We start from the raw sequence: 21,821 nt of genomic DNA on the forward strand, positions 1-21,821 counted from the left end.
TTTTTCCAAAAAAAGTAATTAAATCTACTGAAATTACCTGGGGCCAGGCACACATGTCTGGCTTTTTGGGGTCGATCTTGTGCATTGACTAATAAAAGTGGAAAACTGACCAATATATCGGGGAAAGTGACCAATAAAATCCTCGAACTGACCAATAAATCTAGGATTCCGACCCAAAAAAAAGTTCAACGAGGATGGCATTTCCCAAAAAGAGGTAATTGATAAGGGTGTGGGTATTTACAATCGACTGAAATTACCTGGGGCCAGGCACACATGTCTGGCTTTTTGGGGTCGATCATGTGCATTGACCAATAAAAGTTAAAAACTGACCAATATATCGGGGAAAGTGACCAATAAAATCCTCGAACTGACCAATAAATCTAGGATTCCGACCAAAAAAAGTTCAACGAGGATGACATTTCTCAAAAAGAGGTAATCGATAAGGGTGTGGGGCATCTAAAATCGTCTGAAATTACCTGGGGCCAGGCACACATGTCTGGCTTTTTGGGGTCGATCTTGTGCATTGACCAATAAAAGTTAAAAACTGACCAATATATCGGGGAAAGTGACCAATAAACTTGGCAAATTGACCAATAAAAATATAAATCCGACCAATAAACCCACAAATCTGGCCAGTAAACTCCAAAAGAAGTAAAAACACGGGGCACTAGATCGGCAATCTCGAATTTTTTCAAAGAAAACAATGACCTAGCCAGGCATCCGCCTGGCTTTTTTTTGCTATAAACTTAAGGCCTATTCTCCCATCTTCACAGACAGTGCTGTATTATAATGGTAAGAGAAAGGCGGGAGACGTAGATGAAAATTTTGCTTGTCGAAGATGATAAAACGATTGCCTCCGGGCTGGAATATTCGCTGCAGCAGGACCAATTTTCCCCGATTGTGTGCCATGACGCGGCCTCTGCGAAACAGGTCATCGCCGAACAATTGCCAAACATCGCATTATGCTTGTTTGATTTGGCCCTGCCGGACGGAAGTGGCTACGAATTATGCAAGCTGGTGAAGCAACGGAGCGATGTGCCGGTGATTTTTTTAACAGCAGTCGATGACGAGGTCAATGTGGTCATGGGACTTGATATGGGAGCCGATGATTATATCACCAAGCCATTTCGGATTCGCGAGCTCATATCAAGGATCAAAACGGTGCTGCGCCGCTATCAAAAACAGCCGCCGGCCAAGAACATCATCGATATCCAGAACGTCCAAATCAATACGCTTGAAGGAAAGGTGTATAAAAATGGCGAAGAGGTCCTGCTGACCGCACTGGAATACCGGCTCTTCCTCATTTTTGCCACTCATCTTGGGCAAGTTCTCACCCGAAGTCAATTGCTTGAGCGGATTTGGGACGTGGCCGGTGATTTCGTCAACGATAATACCTTGACGGTTTACATAAAACGACTGCGAGAAAAATTGGAGGACCAACCGGGGCAGCCGCAAATCATCAAAACCGTGCGCGGGTTGGGCTATAAGGTCGGTGATTAGCATGCTCCGTCACCGTGAAATCCGGCTTCTCTTATTGGCGCTCGGCCTCATCACCCTCATTGGCGTCCTGGCAGCGGCGTTTTTTTCGCTGGCGGTCATGCTGCTCTTCGCCATCATCAGCGGCTTATTGATTGGCTGCATGTTGCTGTTCACGGGCTGGCGCTATCGCGAACTGGCTAAGCTGTCTGAGTATCTGCAACGCATCAGCGGCGGCGACTATACACTGGATGTACGTGATAACCGGGAAGGCGAGCTCAGTATTTTAAAAAATAATATTTATAAGGTGACAACGCGATTATCAGAGCAGGGGTCCCTTTTACAAGAAGACAAAGTCCAGCTGACCAATGCCATTTCCGACATCTCGCATCAGCTAAAGACGCCGCTAACCTCGATGATGATGATGGCCGATTTATTGGAGGATGACGGGCTCCCGGCCGCAAAACGAGCGGAGTTTACCCACAATATCCAAGTTCAGCTCGAACGGATGGAATGGCTTGTGTCTTCGTTATTAAAACTGTCGAAAATCGACGCCGGAACCATCCAGTTCAAGCGGGACAAGCTCTCCGTCAAGGCGCTGGTCGAAAAAGCGCTTGAGCCCGTGCTCATCCCGATGGATATTAAAGAGCAAACCGTTTCCCTGACCGGCGATGATACCGTCACTTTTATCGGTGACTTGAATTGGACTGCCGAGGCGATCATTAATATTTTAAAAAATTGCGTCGAGCACACGCCTGCTGGCGGTTCGCTAACGATTTCCTTTTCCGAAAACGCCCTGTTCACGGAAATCACCATCGCAGATAACGGGAAAGGCATCGCCAAAGAAGACCTGCCCCATCTGTTTAAACGTTTTTACAAGGGGAAGACGGCCAGCGAGGAAAGCGTCGGCATCGGCCTCGCCATGGCCCACCGCATCATCGCCAGCCAAAACGGCACAATTGAGGTGAAAAGCACGCCCGGAGCCGGAACGCAATTTTTAATCAAGTTTTATAAACAAGTAATCTAAAGGTCACTGCACGTGGATGGGGTGTGCTTACTTGCGGATAACGCTCTCCAACTTGCGGATAGCGCTCCCCAACTTGCGGATAACGCTCTCCAACTTGCGGATGACGCTCCCCAACTTGCGGACAGCACTCCCAACTTGCGGATAGCTCTCCCCAACTTGCGGATAGCGTTCCAACTTGCGGATAACTCTCCCCAATTTGCGGATAGCACTCCCAACTTGCGGATGACGCTCCCCAACTTGCGGACAGCACTCCCAACTTGCGGACAGCACTCCTCAACTTGCGGACAGCACTCCCAACTTGCGGATAACTCTCCCCAACTTGCGGATGACGCTCCCCAACTTGCGGATAGCACTCCTTACCGGTGTATAGACCCGTCCAAAGGTCGGTTACCCATAGTCGCCACCCACGTTAAGTGACTAAATTGTCATTTTACAGTCACTGGAAAGTCATTTTAGTCGGATAGACTTAGAATCATCAAGGAACAATGGAGGTTTTACCACAATGGATATAGTAAAAGTTGAACATCTGACTAAAATGTACGGCAAGGGCGAGACGGCGGTGAAGGCGCTGGATGATGTTTCTTTTTCCGTGAAAAAAGGAGAGTTTGTCGCGATTATCGGACCGTCCGGCTCGGGAAAGTCGACCCTGCTCCATCTGCTTGGCGGTGTCGACCGACCAACGAGCGGCAAGGTTACGATTGACGGAACTGACATTTACAGCCTGAACGAGACGCAGCTCGCGATTTTCAGGCGCCGTCAAATCGGCCTCATCTACCAATTTTACAATCTGATTCCCGTCCTGACTGTGGAAGAAAATATCACGCTGCCACTATTGCTCGATGAACACAAAGTCGACAAAAAGCAATTCCAGGACATCGTCCGGATTCTCAACCTGGACAATCGCCTGCACCATCTCCCGAACCAGCTCTCTGGCGGGCAGCAGCAGCGGGTTTCGATCGGCCGGGCGCTCATCAGCAATCCGGCGATCATGCTGGCCGACGAACCGACGGGAAATCTCGACAGCAAGAATAGCAGCGAAATCATCGATTTATTAAAAATGTTTAATAAAACGTTTAAGCAAACGCTGCTGGTGATCACCCACGATGAACGGATTGCCCTTCAGGCCGACCGGGTTATCTCCATTGAAGATGGCAGAATTGCCAAGGATGAGGTGATTCGGCCGTGAATATTGTCCATAAATTAACACTGCGCCACTTAAAGCAAAACAAACGGCGGACATTGGTCACCATTATCGGCGTGATTATTTCTGTTGCCATGGTGACAGCAGTAGCCACCCTCTTCGTTTCCTTTATGAAACTGATGCAGCAGCAGACGATTGCCGATAGAGGCGAGTGGCATGTCCTCTACCATAATGTCAATAAAGAGCAGCTGGACACGATCCAGCACGACCCCGACACAAAGACGGTGGTGCTGTCCCGTGACCGTGGCTATGCCCTACTCCCTGGCGGAAAAAATGAAAGCAAGCCCTATTTGTTTATTAAGGAATATAATCCGCAAGGCTTCAACCATTTTCCGGTCGAACTAACGAAGGGGCGGTTGCCAAAGGCTGCCAATGAAGTCGTCCTGTCCGAGCATATCGCCACAAACGGAAAGGTCGAATACAAGATTGGCGACACGCTGGCGCTCGAAGTCGGAGATCGTTTTTTAAAAAATGAGGCTGTGCAGTTCTTTCAAACGGAGTCACTGCAAACAGAAGACGACCAAGTGACGGAAACGTTAAAAAATCTCACACCGGCCACTTATAAAGTTGTCGGCTTTATCAAACGGCCAAACTGGGAGCCGACCTGGTCGCCGGGCTACACCGTGATCAGTTATCTGGATGAAAGCTCGATCGGGGACACTCAGCCCGTGAATGCCTCGGTCATCCTGAAGAAGGTTGAAAAGTCGCTGTACGACCATGCGGAGGAGCTGGCGCAAAAAAATAACATCGCGCCGCCGCAATTCAATAGTGAGTTGTTGCGCTATTACGGGGTCACCAACAACGACAGCCTCCAGCGCACGCTAACCTGGTTATCAGCGATTATCATGGCGGTGATTATTATTGGTTCTGTGTCCTTAATTTACAATGCGTTTGCCATTTCGGTCTCGGAACGGGCGCGCCATTTGGGGATGCTGGCCAGTGTCGGGGCGACGAAGCAGCAGAAGCGCAACTCGGTGTTTTTTGAAGGGGCGGTCATCGGGGCCATCAGCATCCCGATCGGCATCCTCGCCGGCCTTGCCGGAATCGGGATTACCTTTTATTTTATTAACTCGATGCTTCACGAGGCATTGGGAACAACCGAGAAATTGACTCTGACCGTGACGCCGCTCTCGCTTCTGTCTAGCTGCGCGATTTCATTGGTGACAATTTTTATCTCGACCTACATCCCGGCCCGAAGAGCCTCCCGAGTTTCGGCGATTGACGCCATCCGGCAAACACAGGATATCAAGCTGACCCAAAAAGCCGTGAAAACGTCCAAAATCACCCGCCGGCTGTTTGGCATTGAAGCGGAAATTGGCTTAAAAAATTTGAAACGCAGCAAGCGCCGCTATCAGGCAACCTTGTTTTCTCTTATCATCAGTATTGTGTTGTTTTTAAGCGTATCGTTTTTTACTGCCAATTTGAAAAAGTCGTTGGATTTGTCACAGGACGGCACGAATTTTGATATTCAAGTGATCGTTGGCAGGGACGGTGAAATCGATGAGCCATTGATTCAGAGGATTTCCTCGCTTGATTATGTTACTGAGTTTAGCGTGGTACAACAATTAAGCCTGAACACTTGGATCAACAAAGCCGAGATTGCTGACGAGTTCCGCAAGCCGGCTTACAAGGAAAGCTTCAAGGACGGGAAATTTCCCTATTTTATTCAGCTGCATGCCTTGGATCAGGCCAGCTTAAAGGATTTTTCGAAAAAAGCCGGCGCCGATTATGACGAGCTCTCTAATCCGTCCAAACTTGCCGGCATTGTGATTGAAACCATTCAATATCAGGATCCAAACTCGGGGAAATATGTTGAAACGAAAGCAATTCACGCAAAAGCTGGCCAAAGTATCGACCTACTTTATATGGATTCGGAGACACAAGAAGAGGCCATGTTGGACAAAGTGACCATCGCCGCTTTAACCGACCAATTTCCAATCGGAATTTCTCCTGCAGGACTCGGCGGACTGGATATCATCGTATCGGAGCAGACAATGAACCGACTGGCAGGTAACGAAAAGCTGGCAGATGGGCCTCAGACCTTTGTATATCTAAAAAGCACTGACCCGATGAAGACCCAGCAGGAAATCGAGGATTTAAAGGATACCAAACTGGCGATTTACAATGCTTATCAAAGCAGGCAGCGCGGTGAACAGATGATTATGCTGATGTCTGTGTTCACCTACGGGTTTATCGCGTTAATAACCGCCATCTCGATTGCGAATATTTTTAATACGATTTCGACATCGATATCGCTGCGGAAACGCGAATTCGCGATGCTGAAATCAGTCGGCATGACGCCGAAGAGCTTTAATAAAATGATCAACTACGAAAGCATTTTTTACGGAATCAAATCGTTACTTTATGGCCTGCCGATCAGCATTGCCATTATGTACTTGATTTACCGGGCGATGATGTACACGTTCAGCTACGGCTTCTCCCTTCCGTGGCTGAGCATCATCTTTGCGGTCGCCGCCGTGTTCGTCATCGTCGGCTCCGCCATGCTCTACTCCGGCGCCAAAGTCAAAAAACAAAACATTATCGACGCCTTAAAACAGGAAAGTATCTAAATAAGGTGAGAGTAGTAGAAATGGTGTCAGGCACCATGTGAATTTTTCACATGAGGTCTAGCCAATGAGAGTCCCATCGCGCAACCACGCACAAAGAAGCCGCTGACACTTAGGTTCAGCGGCTTCTATTAAAAAAACAGGGGGGTTTTAGTAAAATTCTTCCCGTTCTAAAGATTTTTATACCAAAAAGAGGTAACTTTCTTTTTGAAATTACTCTTATGGAGAGTTTGTACACAAATTTGGCTGGATTATTGCTTCTTAGTGTCTAGACCCTATCCCTTTTTGAAGTTTATTTGCGGCTTTTGCTGTTTTATTTGCGCAATTTCAGCATTTGATTTGCGCATCTCCGCATTTTATTTGCACTTTCTCCCCATATATTTGCGCAAACTCATAAACATGCCCCTCCTCCTTTTCCCCCCACAAAAAAAATCCCGGCTACTCCAGACCGGGATTCGACAAGCGAGGCTTAGAAGGGGAACGTTGGATTATCTTTTTCTCAACGGAGGCGGTTTCGGGGCACTAAAAGCTGGTTCACCTCTGGAGCTTATGATGCAGGTTCCGCCCCACTCCTTCCCTAATGAGGCAGAACCTTACATTTCTTTTTATGAAAATACCCTGACCCGGCCGTGTTCCCTGCACTCCATGTGCTGCTCGCGCAGAACTGATTCGAGCTGGGCGACTCGTTTTTGAAGATTTTCAACATTGTTATTGGCTTTTCCGACCATTTTAATCAAGCTTTCCAGCAGCTGCTCGAGGTTGCCCATGTCTTTTTCATCAAAATGCATATTCAACCTCTCCCCTTTTTTCAGCAGGCGGCGTAGGGGAATCCATCGGAGCTGCATTCTGGGCAGCCGCTCCGCCTGCGCTTCCCGTAAATGGCGCACCTTGGTTGCCTTGGTGCATGGCCGCAGACTGGGGTCCGATTTGCGAACCAGTCTGGCCACCCGCCATTCCACCTGCTTGAGACACAGCCTGTCCCCCCTGCGGTACCGCCATTCCACCTGTATGCGTGGCTTCCGCCTGGGCGGCGATAGCGGCTGCTTGTGCGGCCGCGGCCTGGGCTGCCGTCTGAGGCTCGGTAGCATGATGGGCCGACTCCGGCACCCTGCCGCTCAGGAAGCGTACCGATTCGGCGACAACCTCCGTGACATACACCTTTTTCCCATCCCTGCCCTCATAATTCCGTGTTTGCAGCCGGCCGGTAATGCCGATGACCGCTCCTTTTCGACAATAGTGATGGGTGTTTTCTGCCGCTTTCCGCCATAATGTGCATTGCACAAAGTCCGTGTCGATTTCCCCATTATGATTGCGAAAATTCCGATTCACCGCCAACGTAATATGAGCAACCGCCGTACCATCCGATGTGCTTTTTAGCTCCGGATCCCTAGTCAACCTGCCTACAAGCGTAACCTGATTTATCAAAACGTCATCTCCCTTACCATTGATGCCTCCATCATAATCTCAGGCCGGAACCGATGTAAAATCGACAAAAGCCGTCTTTCCAAGCTGATTTTTCGCGAAAAAAGGTTTTTCTAGGGGGTTTTTGTCAAATACTGTTGACGTTTCACACCGAAAAAGTGCGTTTCCCCATTTCGACCATTTTTTTTCGACATTTAGCAGGCTGACTCCTAAAGCACTCGCTCCGGCCATTTGCTTCTCTCCCCCATATGTTATAATAAGGAAAAAGAACAGGAGGCCTGCGATGAAAACGTTTAAGTTAATCTCATTGGATATTGTGGAAAATGACAATTCCGTGGAGGTTCCGCTAGAGGACGGCCTGATTCTCAACAAGGAGGATGAACATTCCACCTGGCTGATTGAGGCCTACACCGACCTTTCCAAGTACGATTATTTTAAAAAAATCTATCAGGCTGGCCAGGAGATTATTGTCGAAGCCGTAATCACCAAGAAGGACAACACTCCGGCATACTTCCAGACAAGAATTTGCTCGCTGCAGAAATTCGAGCACCACATCAGCGTCTTGTTTCAAGGCGTGTTGCGCCGCAACAAAAGCGACTATTGCGAGCTGCTTCTCGACAATCTCATCCAGAAAGGCCTGCAAGGCGAGGCCCTGCTGAACGAATTCAAGGACAAAATGAAAAGCAAGCCAAAGCTCAAGGTGAACAATTCGTAACAGATACAACGGCTGGTTTTTCCAGCCAAAAATATTGCTTTTTCGACAAATCCTCGACATACTAAACATAACGATATTGGGGGAAGGCGGAGAAGCATGGAGTTTGCAAGCAGTTTCGTTATAAATATACTTGTCGTGGTTTTCTTGGTGATTGACGCGCCGAAACACGGGAAACGGGCCTGGCTTTGGGGCGTGTTGGGATTTTTCCTCGGGACCATCGCACTCGGGATCTATTTGATTCAAACCGACCGCAAAGTGCTCGGCTGGGTTATATTAATCGTTTCGGTCATTGGCTATATTTTGCTGATCATTTTCATCTTGATTGCCATCGCATTCCTTTTTAGCTTATGATGAAAATTTGAAAGGGACAGGCGCGCGGCCTGTCCCTTTTTGCTTATTCGTCTTTGCGGTCGCGGTCGTTTCTGTCAATATCATCCTCGATGAACTCTTCCCGCTTCGTGTTGCTGTCTTTTGCCGGGTCTTTATCGGTATCCGTATTAATATCCTCTCTCGGACTGTAATGGTCACCATTTAAATCCATGTCATTGTTATTGTCATTCAAGTTGTTGTTGCGGTTATTACGATTTAAATTTCGGTTATTGTTATTGTCGTTCAAATCAAAGTCGCGGTCGCGGTTCAAGTTGTTGTTCAGGTTGTTATCCCCAGGGTTATTGACATTTGGCGCCGGCGGATTTTGATCATTGTTATCATTGTTACAGCCAACTAACAGCATAGTTGAAAGCAAAGACCCGGTAAGCAGCGTAAACAGCTTCTTCTTCAAGCAAAAAAACTCCCTTCACTATTCAATTTGGCCTAACACCCTTAGCATTTCCGATCACCAAAAAAATATGTCCATGAAGTTTTTTGAAAAAAAGCAGCCGGTACCAGCCGGCGGAAATGAAAACGCCCACGCGAAATAAAAAGGTCGGTACATGATGGAGCAAAATAAAATAAGCCGGCACCCAAAGGGCACCGGCGTGTTGAACCTATTCCTTCTTTTCTCCCAACGCAAAGGTGATTTCCGCTTCGCAGGCGATTTCTCCGTCAACAGTCGCAACCGCTTTGCCCTTGCCGATTGGCCCGCGCAGGCGCGTCATTTCGACCTCGAGGCGGAGCTGGTCGCCAGGCTTGACCTGCTTTTTAAAGCGGCAATTATCGATTCCCGCAAAAAATGCCAGCCGGCCCCGGTTTTCCTCTTTTTTCAACATGGCGACAGCTCCGACCTGCGCTAGCGCCTCGACAATCAGCACGCCTGGCATGACCGGGTAATCAGGAAAATGCCCGTTGAAAAATTCCTCGTTGGCGGAAACATTCTTAATCCCAACCGCGCGTTTGCCCTCTTCCACTTCTAAAATCCGGTCCACCAGCAAAAACGGATAGCGGTGCGGAATAATTTCTTTGATTTCGTTTATATCAAGCATAAGTATTAGTACCTCCTACTAGTAATTACTCACTATTTTACTATTAAAGGCATGCAAAAGGGAAGGGCTGTACGTTACCCTTCCCCCAATTTTTATAAAAATACCTGATTTCTTCTCACTCAATTCGCGGAGTGTCCTTCTATTTCTTCTGCACCAAATCGCGAATATGCGTCCAGGTTGATTCCTTCAGCACATCCGACGGCTTCCCGTCCCCGATGACTCCGTAGCCAATCGCGGCCCCGGCCACCAGGCTCACAACCGTAAAGACCGCCAACAACAACAGCCTGAGCCAAATTGGAATAAGTCTGATGCGAATCCGCTCATTTTGGCGCGGCGCTGCCTTGGTCTTTTCTTTCTCATTGACGGCACTGTTTTCTCCTCTAACCTGCTCCAGCGCATCGCCCTTGGCCTTTTTATATTGCTCTCGCGTTTGAATCTGCTGTTGATTCAGATTATTAACAGACATGTTCATTTCCCCTTTAACCGCATCCGCACAAAGCCTAGCGGAACTAGAGTTACACATATTATAACCATTTTTTATTTTAGTCTCGAAAAATTTTCATTTCCATTTATTCTATTATACAAAAAATATTCCAAACAACATCAATTTTTTACAGGAAATCGACACTCAGTGGAAGAATATTGCTAAAATTAGGGGGATTTGGTTGTGGACCAAATAAAAAAGTCTAATGCCAAAGGCGTGCGCGGCCAGTTACATTAGACTTTTTTTATTGGTATGATGTCATACATTCCGACAATTTTTCGAAAAATTAGCCACGAACCGAATTAGATAAATTACCCTAACTTCCGCCCAGGGATCCGGTCAATGTTGTCCAGCATGATGCCTGTACCGATTGCCACGCAATCCATTGGATTTTCCGCTACAAGTACCGGTACCTTCAATTCTTCCGCCAGCAGCATGTCTATGCCGTGCAGCAAGGCCCCGCCGCCGGTCAAGATGACGCCGCGGTCGATGATGTCGGCAGAAAGCTCTGGTGGTGTACGCTCAAGCACACTTTTTGCAGCCTGAACAATGACCGAAACCGATTCACGCAATGCCCCCTCGATTTCTTCGGACCGAACCGTAATCGTGCGCGGCAGCCCGCTGACCATGTCACGGCCACGAATTTCCATTTCTTCCGAACGTGATCCCGGAAATACGGTGCCGATATTAATTTTGATATTTTCCGATGTACGCTCACCGATCAATAGCTTGTACTCGCGCTTGATGTAGTTGAGAATTTCCATGTCGAACTTGTCGCCGGCCATCTTAATCGAAGAGGAAGTAACGATATCGCCCATTGATAGCACGGCCACATCGGTCGTTCCGCCGCCGATGTCGACAACCATGTTCCCGCTTGGCATGAAAATGTCCATGCCGGCGCCGATTGCCGCCACCTTTGGTTCTTCTTCCAGATACACCTTTTTACCGCCGCTTTTTTCAGCCGCTTCGCGAATCGCTTTTTGCTCGACGCTAGTAATGTTCGTCGGGCAGCAAATCAGGATGCGCGGCTTCGATAAAAAGCCCTTTACGTTCAACTTGTTGATAAAATGTTTCAGCATTGCCTCGGTCACATCAAAGTCGGCGATGACGCCGTCCTTTAATGGGCGAATCGCCACAATGTTCCCCGGTGTCCGTCCAACCATACGGCGCGCTTCTTCGCCGACCGCTAGCACTTTGTTTGTATTCTTATCAATCGCCACGACAGAAGGCTCATTCAACACAATTCCGCGGCCCTTCACGTGAATTAGCACGTTGGCCGTTCCTAAGTCAATCCCAATATCCCTTGCAAACATTCCTAATCCTTTCCTCCTATAAGACGGATTCCACATTCTTTTCCTAATTGTTTATTCTATCACATTCATTAAAATATCCATAACAATTTAACAGGAAACGATGTAAAAATTTGAAGAATCCTGTCGTACAATCTTTTCGGAGGGATTCTCTGCCATGAGTGCGGTTTCCTAGCTGATTTTCTGCCATTTCTTAAAAAGGTTGGGTCTGACACGGATGGGTCATTTTCCAGACGCTTTTTTTTAAAGTCGGGTTTGCCACGGGTGGATCATTTTCCTTCCGTTTTTCTAGTAAGGTTGGGTCCACACTGGTGGGTCATTTTTCCTGCATTTTTTCCAAAAAGCAGGTCTTCGACAGGTGGATCATTTTCCTGCGTTTTTTCCAAAAAGTAGGTATGCGACGGGTGGGGCATTTTCCTGCGTTTTTTCCAAAAAGCAGGTGTGCGACGGGTGGGGCATTTTCCTGTGTTTTTTCCAAAAAGCAGGTGTGCGACGGGTGGGGCATTTTCCGCCGCTCCCCTAAAAAGTTGTACAAAAAAAGGCTATGGTGCCTGACACCATTCGCCCGTTTCTGGCTATTTTTGGACAGCCTCTCCTTCTTTTTCTTCCTTCTGGTACTTCATTTTCGTTGCCTCGCCGCCCCGTAAATGGCGAATGGATTTATGATAATCTAAAATTTCTTTGACTTCATTTGCAAGCTCCGGATTAATTTCAGGAAGTCTTTCTGTTAAATCCTTATGGACTGTAGATTTGGATACGCCAAACTCCTTCGCAATGACGCGAACCGTTTTCCTCGTCTCCACGATATACTTTCCAATCTTGATAGTCCTCTCTTTGATGTAATCGTGCACACTCTCGCCCTCCCTAAATTGGATGTGAGAAGTGTGAAATGAGACTCGCTTATCACTTCGACCAATTCTGCTGTCCGCGTGAGTTATGCCCGGGCTTCGCGATTCTGGAAGCCGTCTCTGTTTTTTGCGTTCGGATGTACCATGGATATGCCAAACGCCAGCGATTCACACGGCAGAAAGTTAACTACTTTCTGAATATACAATGAATAAATCATGTCCCCGACTAAGTTCCCGTTAACCTCAAACGACTCCTCACCTCAAACACTCTCTTTGTAAAGGTTTGTAACCATTCTATTAGCTTGGATACGGGTTTATGCACAAAATAGCCAAACAGGACAAGGTATTTGTTTATTTTCAGATAAGTCAGAAAACACACGACTATTCGACAACTAGTAAAAAATGCCCAAACCCTTGCCACGCCTTAGATTCGCAAGGAAATGACGGAGATGGGCGGTTTATTTCCCAAGAAATTTGTCGGAGGAAAGTTTTGTGCCGTGGCGATGGTGGTGTCGGTGTCAGGCACCATTTGCGGTATATTGATGGTGGTTAGGTATGTATTGGTGCCTGACACCGTTTGCTATGTATTGACCGTGGTTAGGTGCCTATTGGTGCCTGACACCATTCGCCTCTTTTTATGAATTTTTATTGAATGGAAGCATCCTATTCGTTACCATTCCAATGATAAATTAATTGCACAACGCCAGAAGAAAACGTTTTTGTTTGAGCCAATTTTACATTCAACCTCTGTTTTATATCATTAAACAACGGTTTTCCTTCCCCCAAGATGACAGGGTGAACAGATAATCTAAATTCATCAACAAGTCCTAAATTAATAAAAGTAGTAATAAGGCTTGCTCCGCCATAAAGCCAGATGTCTTTACCAGGTTTATTCTTTAGGATCATTACTTCTTCAAAAATATTATCATTAATGAATGTTGCTTTATGATTCATTCCTGTTTGTGTTCTTGAAAAAACATATTTATCTTTACTATGAACTAATCGCCAAAGTTCTTTTTCAGTAGCATCATTAGTCTTCGGACTAAATTGTCCCCATAAATCGTAGCTTTTTCTTCCATACAGAATCGTATCAATTTGGTTTAAGAAATCGGTAAACATCATATCAGAGTCCATAATGCACCAATCAACTTCTCCATTTTTTCCTTCAATAAAACCATCTAAAGTAACGGCTAAATCTAAAATTATTCTTCTCTGTCTATCCTTATTTGACATAACTCTTTTACCCACCCTCTGTTATTCAAATCTGTCTACATAGTTTACTTTCCTTATTACTTGAATAAGAATTTGAGCATGGTACACTTCAACGAAACCTTCAAATTTTTGTGCAACCTAATTATAATAAGGGTATTCACTTGTGCGGAATTTTTCCACCCATAGATTTAGAAACCGGCCATGAAAGGACCCAACCATGACTCCATTTACCGAAACCGTTATTGAAATTATCAAAAGCATCCCGGCCGGCAAAGTCGCTACCTACGGCCAGATAGCCGGCCTTGCCGGTAGCCCGCGGGCTGCACGACAAGTCGTGCGCATCCTTCACTCAATGAGCAAGAAACACCGCCTGCCCTGGCACCGGATCATCAACGCCAAGGGGCAAATTGCCCTCCAAGACGATGAATCCTATAATGAACAGCGACTGTCGCTCGAAGCAGAAGGCATTGAAGTTGGCCTAAACGGCATTATTGATTTGAAAAAATATCAGTGGCAGCCTGCAGTCAAAAGAAAAAGCCAGGAGGACCATTTTTAATGGTATCCTGGCTTACTCATAGCCGAGTTAGAAAAACGTCTTTTTTACCGCTACCGTAATTTCCCTAGCTCTACAGGAAAAATAAACGTCCCTTTTTTTCCGTTGCCACAATTCTCCTCGCTCCACGGGCAATATAAACCACGAGATCCATAATGACCGCCTCCAAAGTAGTCCTTATTTAAGCTTCATAAAAATATCCTTCACCATCGTGACCGGCACCTTCGATCCGCCCCGATCCTGGACGCCTTCGACCATCATGGCAACCAGCAGGTTGGGAGACCCATCGGCATTCCAGGCCACAAACCAGCCGTTTTCGGTCCCGGTCTCGCCCTGCTTCTGCTTGATTTCCGCCGTCCCGGTCTTCCCGGCCAGCGCCATATTCGCCATCTCCGCTACATGCGCTGTGCCGCCCGGATCGCTAACCACCTTGCGTAAATACCCTGCAATCAGCCCGGCATTCTCCGCAGAAACCACCGCCTTCTTCAGCACCTGCCCCGATTCCTCTTCCGCCAGCAAAATCGGCTTCATCATATCGCCGCTGCCATTGACGAACGGCGTATAGGCCGACAGCAAATGCACGATGCTCATCTCCACCTGCCCCTGGCCATATCCGGAATCAGCCAGCGCGATATCCCGGCCCAAATCGCCAATCTTGGACGTTTCTAGCGGATAGGCGTACTCAGGTTTCTCTTCAAACCCAAACTGCTTGAGACCCGCCGCAAACTTCTCTTTCCCCGTCTTCAGCGCTGCCTGGGCAAAATAAATGTTGTCGGAGCTCACGAACGCTTTTTCAAGATTGATCGGGCTTCCCTCGTGGACCCGCGTCACAAAATACCCGCCCCACGAGGCGTCCTTCTGCCATTTCGGCCCCTGAATCTCCACGGCCTCCTCCGGCTTGATTGCGCCGTTTCCAAGTGCCACAGCGGCCGTCACAGGCTTGAGCACCGACCCAGGCGCATAGGTCATCTTAAAGCGCGTCAGGAGTGGCTGCCGAGCGTCCTCCTGCACCGACTTCCGCTCGTCCGCAGAATAACCGAGCATCGCCTGGTTCGGGTCAAACGACGGGCTGCTAACCAGGGCCAGCGTCTCCCCTGTTGTCGGGTTTAGCGCCGCAGCCGTTCCCACTTCGCCGGCCGTCGCAACGACTCCTCCCGAGGCCCTCGAGCCGCCGCTCATCTCATCAAAGATCACGCTCTGCAAGTCGGCATCAATCGTTAGCTTCACGTCCTTGCCATCAGACACGGGTTTTTCGGCAATCACTTTCTCGCCGCCGACCTTCTTTTTAATAAAAATCTTTACGCCGCTTTCGCCCTTCAACTGTTGGTCAAGCACCTGCTCCAAGCCGCGCTTTCCAATCACATCCTTGCTTGTGTATCCCTTGTCTTTCAATTTCTCGAGCTCATCGGCGGTAATGGGCCCTACATAGCCAATCAAGTGGGCCGCAGACTCCCGATAAGGATAAATCCTTGCGTCCACTTTGCGCGTCTTCACCGACTCCAGCGCCACCAACTGGGCGATTCGCTCTTGGTCGTCCATCGACACTTTCTTCAGCGGTACAAACATCCCCGGCTTTACCCAGCCTGCTGACAAGGCCTTTTCAATTGACTCACGCGGCATCTTCAACAGTGCCGACAGCTGTTCCATCACTGGCGCCGCCAGCGTGGCACCAGCGTCCGGGGCCGACACGCCGACCTCGTACACTTGGCCGTTTACCGCGACCCCCGAGCCGTTGCGATCAAGGATTTCGCCCCGTTTTGCCGGCACCGTGCTTAAACTGATTGTGTCGCCTTCCTGCATGCCGGGGAAAATGAACCCGGGATTCCAGTCGACATACCAGTTTGCCTTATCATCCTTGTCTTGTTTTTTCAAAGTGGCATCCTGGGTGAAGGTAATCGGTCCCGCGATGCTGCTCATTTTGGCGGTGTAAGTATACTTGGCTTGCTCCTGATCAGCCTGTTTATCTTCTTTCGGTTTTTTGAAGTCAATCTTGAGGTCAGTAATTTGCAGATCATCGTAGATTTTCTCATAGCGGCTGGTGAATTCTTCTTGGGAGATGTCCTTCTTCGCATCATTCGAAAGGTAACCATACATCTTATCAAACTTACCGTCATTCCACAGCGAAATGTACTCGGCAAAACGCTCCTGCGGCGTCGGCTCCTTACTGCACCCCGCAGCCGTTAGCCCCGCCCCCAACACAACCAAAAACAACAACCACACCTTCAATCCTCTACTCAAACAAACTCCCCTCCTTTTATTTCATTCTACCACCTATTGGTATTTTGTGTCATTTGGTGTCAATTTGGTGTCAGGCACCATCCGTGGACAATTCCCCCATTTTGTCCACCCCACGTGGACAAAATTCATCAGGTTTCCAACCTTAGATTTTTATGATTTCTTTCATGGTTTATTCATAGTTTGTTCATACTTTGGGGGTAATATAGAGATATGAAAAGGACAATCTCTTTCATCTTTTTCATTAACCCCCCTTTATAATATTGCTTGTTGTCCGGCCTTTTGTGCCGGATATTTTTTTGCCTAAATGAGGATGTCGTCGATTTCTCCATCACGTCAAAACCTTGGTGCGACCACGCGGCACACCACCTGGCGCACCTGTAGCACACCCTGTCCCTCAAAAAAAGCACAAAAAAAAGAGGAAAGCATTCCCCTTCCCCTTTGGTACATAATCGATATTAAGAATTTTTCTTTTCGGTTTTGTTGGTTGACTGGTCGTCGCCGTCAGTGGACTTGCCGCCATCTTCGGATTTCTTATCATTTGAAGGCATGTCGTCTGACTTCTCATCTTCTGCAGGTAGCCCTTCATCGGCAGGCTGTTCGGAATCGTCTTCATACAACTCTTCCTGCTTCTTCAATTGCTGCTTTTCGATTTTTGCTTCTTGCAACGCACTTAACGATTTGTCAAAATACTTGTTAGGATTCACCGCGACGCCATCTTTGCGAATTTCAAAATGGACGTGAGTTCCAGCTTTTTCATTCAACATGCTTTTTCCAGCCTTGGCAAGCACATCGCCTTGCTTCACTTTGTCGCCGACTTCAACTTTAATGTCTTTCACCGACGAATATTGTGTTACAATATTTTTGTCGTGCTCAATTTCGATCACATTTCCTAGAACGGAATCTTCTTCGACGCGAGTGACAGTACCGCTCAATGATGCGGTAACATCAAAGCTTTCGCCGTTTTTCATCGTGACGTCGATACCCGTGCTTGGCGAGTACGTATTGTTGTAGAATACTAATGCTGCTTCCTGATCCTCGGCTTTAGCGTCGAAATCATAGAACTTTGTCTTGATGACAGCATTTGCGCTGTCTGCCACCGGCATTTTGAAGTTTTCCAGTGCGGAGTTAACCTCAACGGCTGGTGTTTGGTTCTTTTTGCCAGCAATATCAGTAGACTTGTAGTCATATTTGTCTGAGTCGCCTGCGCTGGATTGATACCAAAGAACTCCTGTTAAAATGATTGCTGCACTTGCAATATAGATGGCTGGAAATACCCAACGCTTTTTGAAAAAGCGTTTTACGCTGGAACCTTGAGAAGATCGTTTGTTTTCTTCCTCTCTCATTTTCATCACCTCAGCAATCATTCTGAACAGATAACTAGAATTATATACACAAGCTTGAAAAATTTTTTTGAAAAACTTATTTTTCGATATGCTTGTGGATTTTATGCATGAATTTTTGAAAAACATTTGAAAATTTTGCATGAATTTTTGAAAAATCTTTCGGAGGTACCCATCATGAAATGGATATTACGAGCGTTGCCGCTCCTTTATATGGCCGCCATCTGGATCCAGTCCAGCCTGCCATCCAATCATTTCGTCGAGCTGCCCGACTCCCAGCTCGACCGTACTATTAAAGAGTCCCTGCATTTAATAGAATTCGCGATTTTATATGTATTGCTGGTGCTCGCGTTGTTAACCCGGCGAGGCGCTTTCACGCCAGGTTGGAACTTCGCCTGCGCCGTGTTCGCCGCCTTTTACGGCATCAGCGACGAAATCCACCAGTCGTTCTACCCCTACCGCTCGGCGTCGGTGTTCGACCTCGTGAAGGATTTCACCGGAATTCTCGTCTGCTATTACTTCATCAGCGGGGCACTGTTCCGGGGGAGATTCAGCGGGCTTATGAGGATGCTGGGACGCGTGCGGTCAATTGGTCAATAACCACCGTGGACTTGAAGTGAATCCCTTAAGTTGGACTTAACAATCCAGATTAGGGGGTTTTATTTGTGTAAAGCCGGCTGGTGATATACACGGCCTTTCTGTTTCCCAGTAAAGGGCAGATTAAGTGACAGGAGGATCTTTTTCGCAACCGTTATTGAACTAATTTGCAGGAACTCACGTAATTCCCTGTTGGTAATTGTCGGCTTTATTAATAAAAAATAGGTCTGGACAGCAGGTATATGGGCGGTCTTGGACTTAAACTGACATCTCGAACAGCACCAGGTACCGTTTCAATAGAACATCGATAAAAAATCACAGTTGGGACATTTAACGCCCGGAAGAATTTCGTGTGGTGACAGGTTGAATTGTTTCAGTAGGTCGGGATTTTCCGGAGTATGCTTCGTGAGGATTAGTCTTCGTAGTTTTTTTAATTGTTTCGAATCTAGCTTTTCTACCATATTTACATTTGCTATCTGCTCTATCTTGTCTACCACCCCTTCGCTGTTACAGCTGACCTGTAGGACCTGCTCATTTCCCGGTTCGACCGTAATCCTTGTTTTTTCATTACTATTCACAAACAAATAATGGACCGGCAAATCCTCAATTTGATGCTTGCGCAGCCACATTTTAAGCTTTCTTGCCTGAAGCCTGGCCTGCAGCACTGGATTCTTGATTCTTTCCACCACCTCATTCTTTTTCCAAAAGACCTGATTTAGTTCCTTTTTAAAAATAATCTCGCCGCTCATGTTTTTTACTTCCAGGGCTATCGCGAATGAGGAGCAGAGGATAAGGTAATCAATTTGGAAGTAGTAATTCCCTAATTTAAGCCGGATATTATGAAAAATATGAAACTTTTGCTGCGACAGCATACTCAAATGGAACTCCAACGCCTTTTCCCCGCGAAATCCAGCCAGCCGCCGCCTATACTCCGCCGCTATATCAGGGATTGTCGGGTGATTCGGGCACAGCCTCCCCTCTAATAAAGCCTCTAACTTCAAGATTCTTAATGGAATTGAACATGGTTTATCTTCCAAGTGGCACCATCCTTTCGTTTTTAGTTCAATTCCATTATTACGTATCATATCCCTGCAAAAATCGACAATATTCTTGTCCGATTTATGAACATATTTCATTTTGATCCTGTGCGAATGGCCACTTTCCCAGGTTTTTTGGTCAAACCACCAGATACATCCCAACAAACTCACCAAAAAGCCAGGCATGTGTGCCTGGCCTAGGTAATTTCAATCGATTTTAGATGCCCCACACCCTTATCAATTACCTCTTTTTTGGAAAATGCCATCCTCGTTGAACTTTTATTGGTCGGAATCCTAGATTTATTGGTCAGTTTGAGGATTTTATTGGTCACTTTCCCCGATATATTGGTCAGTTTTCAACTTTTATTGGTCAATGCACTAGATCTTACACCAAAAAGCCAGGCATGTGTGCCTGGCCTAGGTAATTTCAATCGATTTTAGATGCCCCACACCCTTATCAATTACCTCTTTTTGAAAAATACCATCCTCATTGAACTTTTATTGGTCGGAATTTCAGATTTATTGGTCAGTTTTAGGATTTTATTGGTCACTTTCCCCGATATATTGGTCAGTTTTCAACTTTTATTGGTCAATGCACTAGATCTTACACCAAAAAGCCAGGCATGTGTGCCTGGCCTAGGTAATTTCAATCGATTTTAGATGCCCCACACCCTTATCAATTACCTTTTTTTGAAAAATGCCATCCTCGTTGAACTTTTATTGGTCGGAATTCCAGATTTATTGGTCAGTTTGAGGATTTTATTGGTCACTTTCCCCGATATATTGGTCAGTTTTCAACTTTTATTGGTCACCACACCACACTACACCAGATCCGACCCCACCCCAACCAAAAAGCCAGGCACCCGCGCCTGGCTGAAGTAACCTATTTAAAATTTTCCAACTACAACCCTATTTCTTCGCCGTAATGGTCGCTAGCATGCTATCCGCTGAGGTAATCTCGATCCCTTTGTAGTAGTGCATCACGATGTCCTGGTAGTTCTTGCCCTCCTCAGCCATGCCATTGGCGCCGTACTGGCTCATCCCCACGCCATGGCCAAAGCCGCGGGTGGTAATCACAATATTGCCCCCCTTGCGCTCCCACGAAAAGTCGGACGACCGCAAATCCAGCTTCTCGCGGATCTCTTTGCCGGTCAGAACCTTGCCGCCGAAATCGACCTTGGCGACACGCTTCCCTTCCGTCCTGGCGACAATTTTTCCAATCGCCCCGCTTGAGCCGACCTTCACACCGAGCGCCGCCTCAAAATTCTTCACCGAAATCACCTTTTGGCTGTTGAACTTGGGCGAGTTCTTATCCCACGGGCTTGACACACTGCGCAAATACGGGATGTTGCCGGACCAATACTCCTCGGAATTCTCGGTAAAGCCATTACTCGTTGAAAAAAACATCGCGTCTATTGGCTTTCCGTCATATGTTAGAATCTGTCCGCTTGTGGCTCGAACGGCTTCGATAATCTTTTTCTTTTTCCAATCATAATCAGCCCCCCACTTTTTGCGCTGCTCGTCGTCGCTTAAGTACACCTGATGGTTTTGGGTATCCGTCACCTGTGCCCCCTGTTCCAGAGCACTTTTCGGCACACCCATCGTATTCTTGTTTAGCATCCGGCTAACGATATATGTTCTCGCTGTCAGCGCCTGCGCCTTCAATGCCTCCTGGTTGAACTCGGCCGGCATCTCGGCCGCCACCACACCAACAAGATAGTCTTCCAACCCGACATTTTCAATCACGGATTTAGCCGCGCGAAATACAGCCACCTCCACGGCGGCATCCGCTGTCGGAGCGGCATTCTCCCCCGCTGCCTTGGTCTTCTTTAGTTCTTCGCCTAACCTTCCGGCTGCCTTCTCGCCGGAAAACGGCAAAACCATAACAGCCGGGATAATCAACGTCAAGGCAATGAGAAACGATACTAGTACGATGAGTGGTTTGATCTTAATCATGAATGTGCCTCCAGAATGTAAATTCACAGCCCACCTAATCTCGGGATGCGTACAATAAAACATATGGAAGCGGACAAGCATTTATTACAGTTTTTTTAAATTGGGCGTCAGGCACCATCCGTGGACAAATCCCCATTTTGTCCATCTGGGGCGGACACATCAGCGGCGCCCATCCAAGCATAAAAAAAGCCAAAATAAAAACAGGACCCGCGTTCCAGGCCCCGTTGCTTTGGTTTTGTTGACATTTGTTTAGTTGTTGCCAAGTTCGTGAGTCCTGTTGCCCCGTTCACAAACGGGTCATCATCCCCATTCCACAAACGGGCGGAACATGTCCCCCAGTTCGCAGGCGGGCCATAGTCATCCCTGACCGGCCACCAATGACAGCGCGGAAACCGAATAACCAAACCATCCGGCTCC

General features: G+C 47.3%; 23 protein-coding genes. 8 read left to right on the forward strand and 15 right to left on the reverse strand.

Annotation, left to right across the window (positions count from 1 at the left end; all coding sequences use genetic code 11):
* The first annotated feature begins 816 nt into the window (after positions 1-816).
* Positions 817-1,500 (forward strand): response regulator transcription factor, encoded by a 684-nt coding sequence (locus M3234_RS03185; protein WP_262303287.1) that lies wholly within the window; start codon positions 817-819, stop codon positions 1,498-1,500.
* A gap of 1 nt (position 1,501) precedes the next feature.
* Complete coding sequence (locus tag M3234_RS03190) at positions 1,502-2,503, forward strand: sensor histidine kinase (protein ID WP_262303288.1); 1,002 nt, start codon at positions 1,502-1,504, stop codon at positions 2,501-2,503.
* Here the strand turns inward: M3234_RS03190 and M3234_RS03195 are convergent.
* Positions 2,478-2,780: a hypothetical protein gene (locus M3234_RS03195; protein ID WP_262303289.1), complete on the reverse strand. Its 303-nt coding sequence runs from the start codon at positions 2,778-2,780 to the stop codon at positions 2,478-2,480. The two genes, M3234_RS03190 and M3234_RS03195, sit on opposite strands and share 26 nt — an antisense overlap.
* A 225-nt stretch (positions 2,781-3,005) precedes the next feature.
* Here M3234_RS03195 and M3234_RS03200 point away from each other — a divergent pair, with 225 nt between their 5' ends.
* Positions 3,006-3,689, forward strand: a complete 684-nt coding sequence (locus tag M3234_RS03200) for an ABC transporter ATP-binding protein (protein WP_066309789.1) — start codon at positions 3,006-3,008, stop codon at positions 3,687-3,689.
* Positions 3,686-6,274, forward strand: a complete 2,589-nt coding sequence (locus M3234_RS03205) for an ABC transporter permease (protein WP_262303290.1) — start codon at positions 3,686-3,688, stop codon at positions 6,272-6,274. The genes M3234_RS03200 and M3234_RS03205 overlap by 4 nt, the downstream gene beginning before the upstream one ends.
* A gap of 602 nt (positions 6,275-6,876) precedes the next feature.
* On the opposite strand, the gene M3234_RS03210 is transcribed toward M3234_RS03205, so the two are convergent.
* The 3 genes from M3234_RS03210 to M3234_RS03220 are packed head-to-tail and all read right to left on the reverse strand — an operon-like array spanning position 6,877 to position 7,924.
* Positions 6,877-7,065, reverse strand: a complete 189-nt coding sequence (locus M3234_RS03210) for a hypothetical protein (RefSeq protein WP_396953918.1) — start codon at positions 7,063-7,065, stop codon at positions 6,877-6,879.
* Positions 7,049-7,696: a single-stranded DNA-binding protein gene (locus M3234_RS03215; RefSeq protein WP_262303291.1), complete on the reverse strand. Its 648-nt coding sequence runs from the start codon at positions 7,694-7,696 to the stop codon at positions 7,049-7,051. The genes M3234_RS03210 and M3234_RS03215 overlap by 17 nt, the downstream gene beginning before the upstream one ends.
* Positions 7,697-7,735: 39 nt before the next feature.
* On the reverse strand, positions 7,736-7,924 hold the full coding sequence (locus tag M3234_RS03220; protein WP_262303292.1) for a hypothetical protein: 189 nt from the start codon (positions 7,922-7,924) through the stop codon (positions 7,736-7,738).
* Positions 7,925-7,976: 52 nt separating this feature from the next.
* Here M3234_RS03220 and M3234_RS03225 point away from each other — a divergent pair, with 52 nt between their 5' ends.
* Positions 7,977-8,408 carry a YwpF-like family protein gene (locus tag M3234_RS03225; RefSeq protein ID WP_262303293.1) on the forward strand — a complete coding sequence of 144 codons (432 nt, stop codon included), beginning with the start codon at positions 7,977-7,979 and terminating at the stop codon, positions 8,406-8,408.
* 96 nt (positions 8,409-8,504) lie between these two features.
* Positions 8,505-8,759 (forward strand): hypothetical protein, encoded by a 255-nt coding sequence (locus M3234_RS03230; RefSeq protein ID WP_262303294.1) that lies wholly within the window; start codon positions 8,505-8,507, stop codon positions 8,757-8,759.
* A 43-nt stretch (positions 8,760-8,802) separates the two neighbouring features.
* Here the strand turns inward: M3234_RS03230 and M3234_RS03235 are convergent, their stop codons facing one another.
* The 6 genes from M3234_RS03235 to M3234_RS03260 form a co-directional block, all read right to left on the reverse strand.
* Positions 8,803-9,189 (reverse strand): hypothetical protein, encoded by a 387-nt coding sequence (locus M3234_RS03235; RefSeq protein WP_262303295.1) that lies wholly within the window; start codon positions 9,187-9,189, stop codon positions 8,803-8,805.
* Positions 9,190-9,394: 205 nt separating this feature from the next.
* On the reverse strand, positions 9,395-9,829 hold the full coding sequence (gene fabZ / locus M3234_RS03240; RefSeq protein ID WP_262303296.1) for a 3-hydroxyacyl-ACP dehydratase FabZ: 435 nt from the start codon (positions 9,827-9,829) through the stop codon (positions 9,395-9,397).
* A 139-nt stretch (positions 9,830-9,968) separates the two neighbouring features.
* Positions 9,969-10,301, reverse strand: a complete 333-nt coding sequence (locus M3234_RS03245; protein ID WP_311315621.1) for a DNA-directed RNA polymerase subunit beta — start codon at positions 10,299-10,301, stop codon at positions 9,969-9,971.
* A 323-nt stretch (positions 10,302-10,624) separates the two neighbouring features.
* Positions 10,625-11,626: a rod shape-determining protein gene (mreB, locus tag M3234_RS03250; protein WP_066309825.1), complete on the reverse strand. Its 1,002-nt coding sequence runs from the start codon at positions 11,624-11,626 to the stop codon at positions 10,625-10,627.
* 572 nt (positions 11,627-12,198) lie between these two features.
* Positions 12,199-12,474 (reverse strand): sporulation transcriptional regulator SpoIIID, encoded by a 276-nt coding sequence (gene spoIIID / locus M3234_RS03255; RefSeq protein ID WP_066309827.1) that lies wholly within the window; start codon positions 12,472-12,474, stop codon positions 12,199-12,201.
* Between the two features lie 660 nt (positions 12,475-13,134).
* Positions 13,135-13,704, reverse strand: coding sequence for a dihydrofolate reductase family protein (locus tag M3234_RS03260; RefSeq protein ID WP_262303297.1), 570 nt, complete (start codon positions 13,702-13,704; stop codon positions 13,135-13,137).
* A 196-nt stretch (positions 13,705-13,900) separates the two neighbouring features.
* On the opposite strand from M3234_RS03260, the gene M3234_RS03265 reads away from it, so the two are divergent.
* Complete coding sequence (locus M3234_RS03265) at positions 13,901-14,239, forward strand: MGMT family protein (RefSeq protein WP_262303298.1); 339 nt, start codon at positions 13,901-13,903, stop codon at positions 14,237-14,239.
* Between the two features lie 174 nt (positions 14,240-14,413).
* On the opposite strand, the gene M3234_RS03270 is transcribed toward M3234_RS03265, so the two are convergent.
* Both M3234_RS03270 and M3234_RS03275 read right to left on the reverse strand, forming a co-directional pair.
* On the reverse strand, positions 14,414-16,474 hold the full coding sequence (locus M3234_RS03270) for a penicillin-binding transpeptidase domain-containing protein (protein ID WP_262303299.1): 2,061 nt from the start codon (positions 16,472-16,474) through the stop codon (positions 14,414-14,416).
* 455 nt (positions 16,475-16,929) lie between these two features.
* Positions 16,930-17,817, reverse strand: coding sequence for a M23 family metallopeptidase (locus M3234_RS03275; protein ID WP_262303300.1), 888 nt, complete (start codon positions 17,815-17,817; stop codon positions 16,930-16,932).
* A gap of 174 nt (positions 17,818-17,991) precedes the next feature.
* Here M3234_RS03275 and M3234_RS03280 point away from each other — a divergent pair, with 174 nt between their 5' ends.
* Positions 17,992-18,414 carry a VanZ family protein gene (locus tag M3234_RS03280; RefSeq protein WP_262303301.1) on the forward strand — a complete coding sequence of 141 codons (423 nt, stop codon included), beginning with the start codon at positions 17,992-17,994 and terminating at the stop codon, positions 18,412-18,414.
* 290 nt (positions 18,415-18,704) lie between these two features.
* On the opposite strand, the gene M3234_RS03285 is transcribed toward M3234_RS03280, so the two are convergent.
* The 3 genes from M3234_RS03285 to M3234_RS03295 form a co-directional block, all read right to left on the reverse strand.
* Positions 18,705-19,448 carry a nuclease-related domain-containing protein gene (locus M3234_RS03285; protein WP_262303302.1) on the reverse strand — a complete coding sequence of 248 codons (744 nt, stop codon included), beginning with the start codon at positions 19,446-19,448 and terminating at the stop codon, positions 18,705-18,707.
* Positions 19,449-20,357: 909 nt separating this feature from the next.
* The gene (spoIID, locus tag M3234_RS03290) at positions 20,358-21,404 is read right to left on the reverse strand and encodes a stage II sporulation protein D (RefSeq protein WP_262303303.1); all 1,047 of its coding nucleotides are present in this window, start codon (positions 21,402-21,404) and stop codon (positions 20,358-20,360) included.
* 107 nt (positions 21,405-21,511) lie between these two features.
* Complete coding sequence (locus M3234_RS03295; protein ID WP_262303304.1) at positions 21,512-21,808, reverse strand: hypothetical protein; 297 nt, start codon at positions 21,806-21,808, stop codon at positions 21,512-21,514.
* Positions 21,809-21,821 lie beyond the last annotated feature (13 nt).

Origin of the sequence: Neobacillus niacini, from assembly GCF_023715785.1 — a bacterium.
GTDB classification, from domain to species: domain Bacteria; phylum Bacillota; class Bacilli; order Bacillales; family Cytobacillaceae; genus Neobacillus; species Neobacillus niacini_E.

What these genes read in the sequence shown, in the direction of transcription:
- mreB (WP_066309825.1), bottom strand. Translation starts at nt 11,626, where the DNA reads ATGTTTGCAAGGGATATTGGGATTGACTTAGGAACGGCCAACGTGCTA.
- M3234_RS03275 (WP_262303300.1), bottom strand. Translation starts at nt 17,817, where the DNA reads ATGAGAGAGGAAGAAAACAAACGATCTTCTCAAGGTTCCAGCGTAAAA.
- M3234_RS03220 (WP_262303292.1), bottom strand. Translation starts at nt 7,924, where the DNA reads ATGGCCGGAGCGAGTGCTTTAGGAGTCAGCCTGCTAAATGTCGAAAAA.
- M3234_RS03280 (WP_262303301.1), top strand. Translation starts at nt 17,992, where the DNA reads ATGAAATGGATATTACGAGCGTTGCCGCTCCTTTATATGGCCGCCATC.
- M3234_RS03185 (WP_262303287.1), top strand. Translation starts at nt 817, where the DNA reads ATGAAAATTTTGCTTGTCGAAGATGATAAAACGATTGCCTCCGGGCTG.
- spoIID (WP_262303303.1), bottom strand. Translation starts at nt 21,404, where the DNA reads ATGATTAAGATCAAACCACTCATCGTACTAGTATCGTTTCTCATTGCC.
- M3234_RS03225 (WP_262303293.1), top strand. Translation starts at nt 7,977, where the DNA reads ATGAAAACGTTTAAGTTAATCTCATTGGATATTGTGGAAAATGACAAT.
- M3234_RS03190 (WP_262303288.1), top strand. Translation starts at nt 1,502, where the DNA reads ATGCTCCGTCACCGTGAAATCCGGCTTCTCTTATTGGCGCTCGGCCTC.
- M3234_RS03200 (WP_066309789.1), top strand. Translation starts at nt 3,006, where the DNA reads ATGGATATAGTAAAAGTTGAACATCTGACTAAAATGTACGGCAAGGGC.
- fabZ (WP_262303296.1), bottom strand. Translation starts at nt 9,829, where the DNA reads ATGCTTGATATAAACGAAATCAAAGAAATTATTCCGCACCGCTATCCG.
- M3234_RS03230 (WP_262303294.1), top strand. Translation starts at nt 8,505, where the DNA reads ATGGAGTTTGCAAGCAGTTTCGTTATAAATATACTTGTCGTGGTTTTC.
- M3234_RS03265 (WP_262303298.1), top strand. Translation starts at nt 13,901, where the DNA reads ATGACTCCATTTACCGAAACCGTTATTGAAATTATCAAAAGCATCCCG.
- M3234_RS03245 (WP_311315621.1), bottom strand. Translation starts at nt 10,301, where the DNA reads ATGAACATGTCTGTTAATAATCTGAATCAACAGCAGATTCAAACGCGA.
- M3234_RS03260 (WP_262303297.1), bottom strand. Translation starts at nt 13,704, where the DNA reads ATGTCAAATAAGGATAGACAGAGAAGAATAATTTTAGATTTAGCCGTT.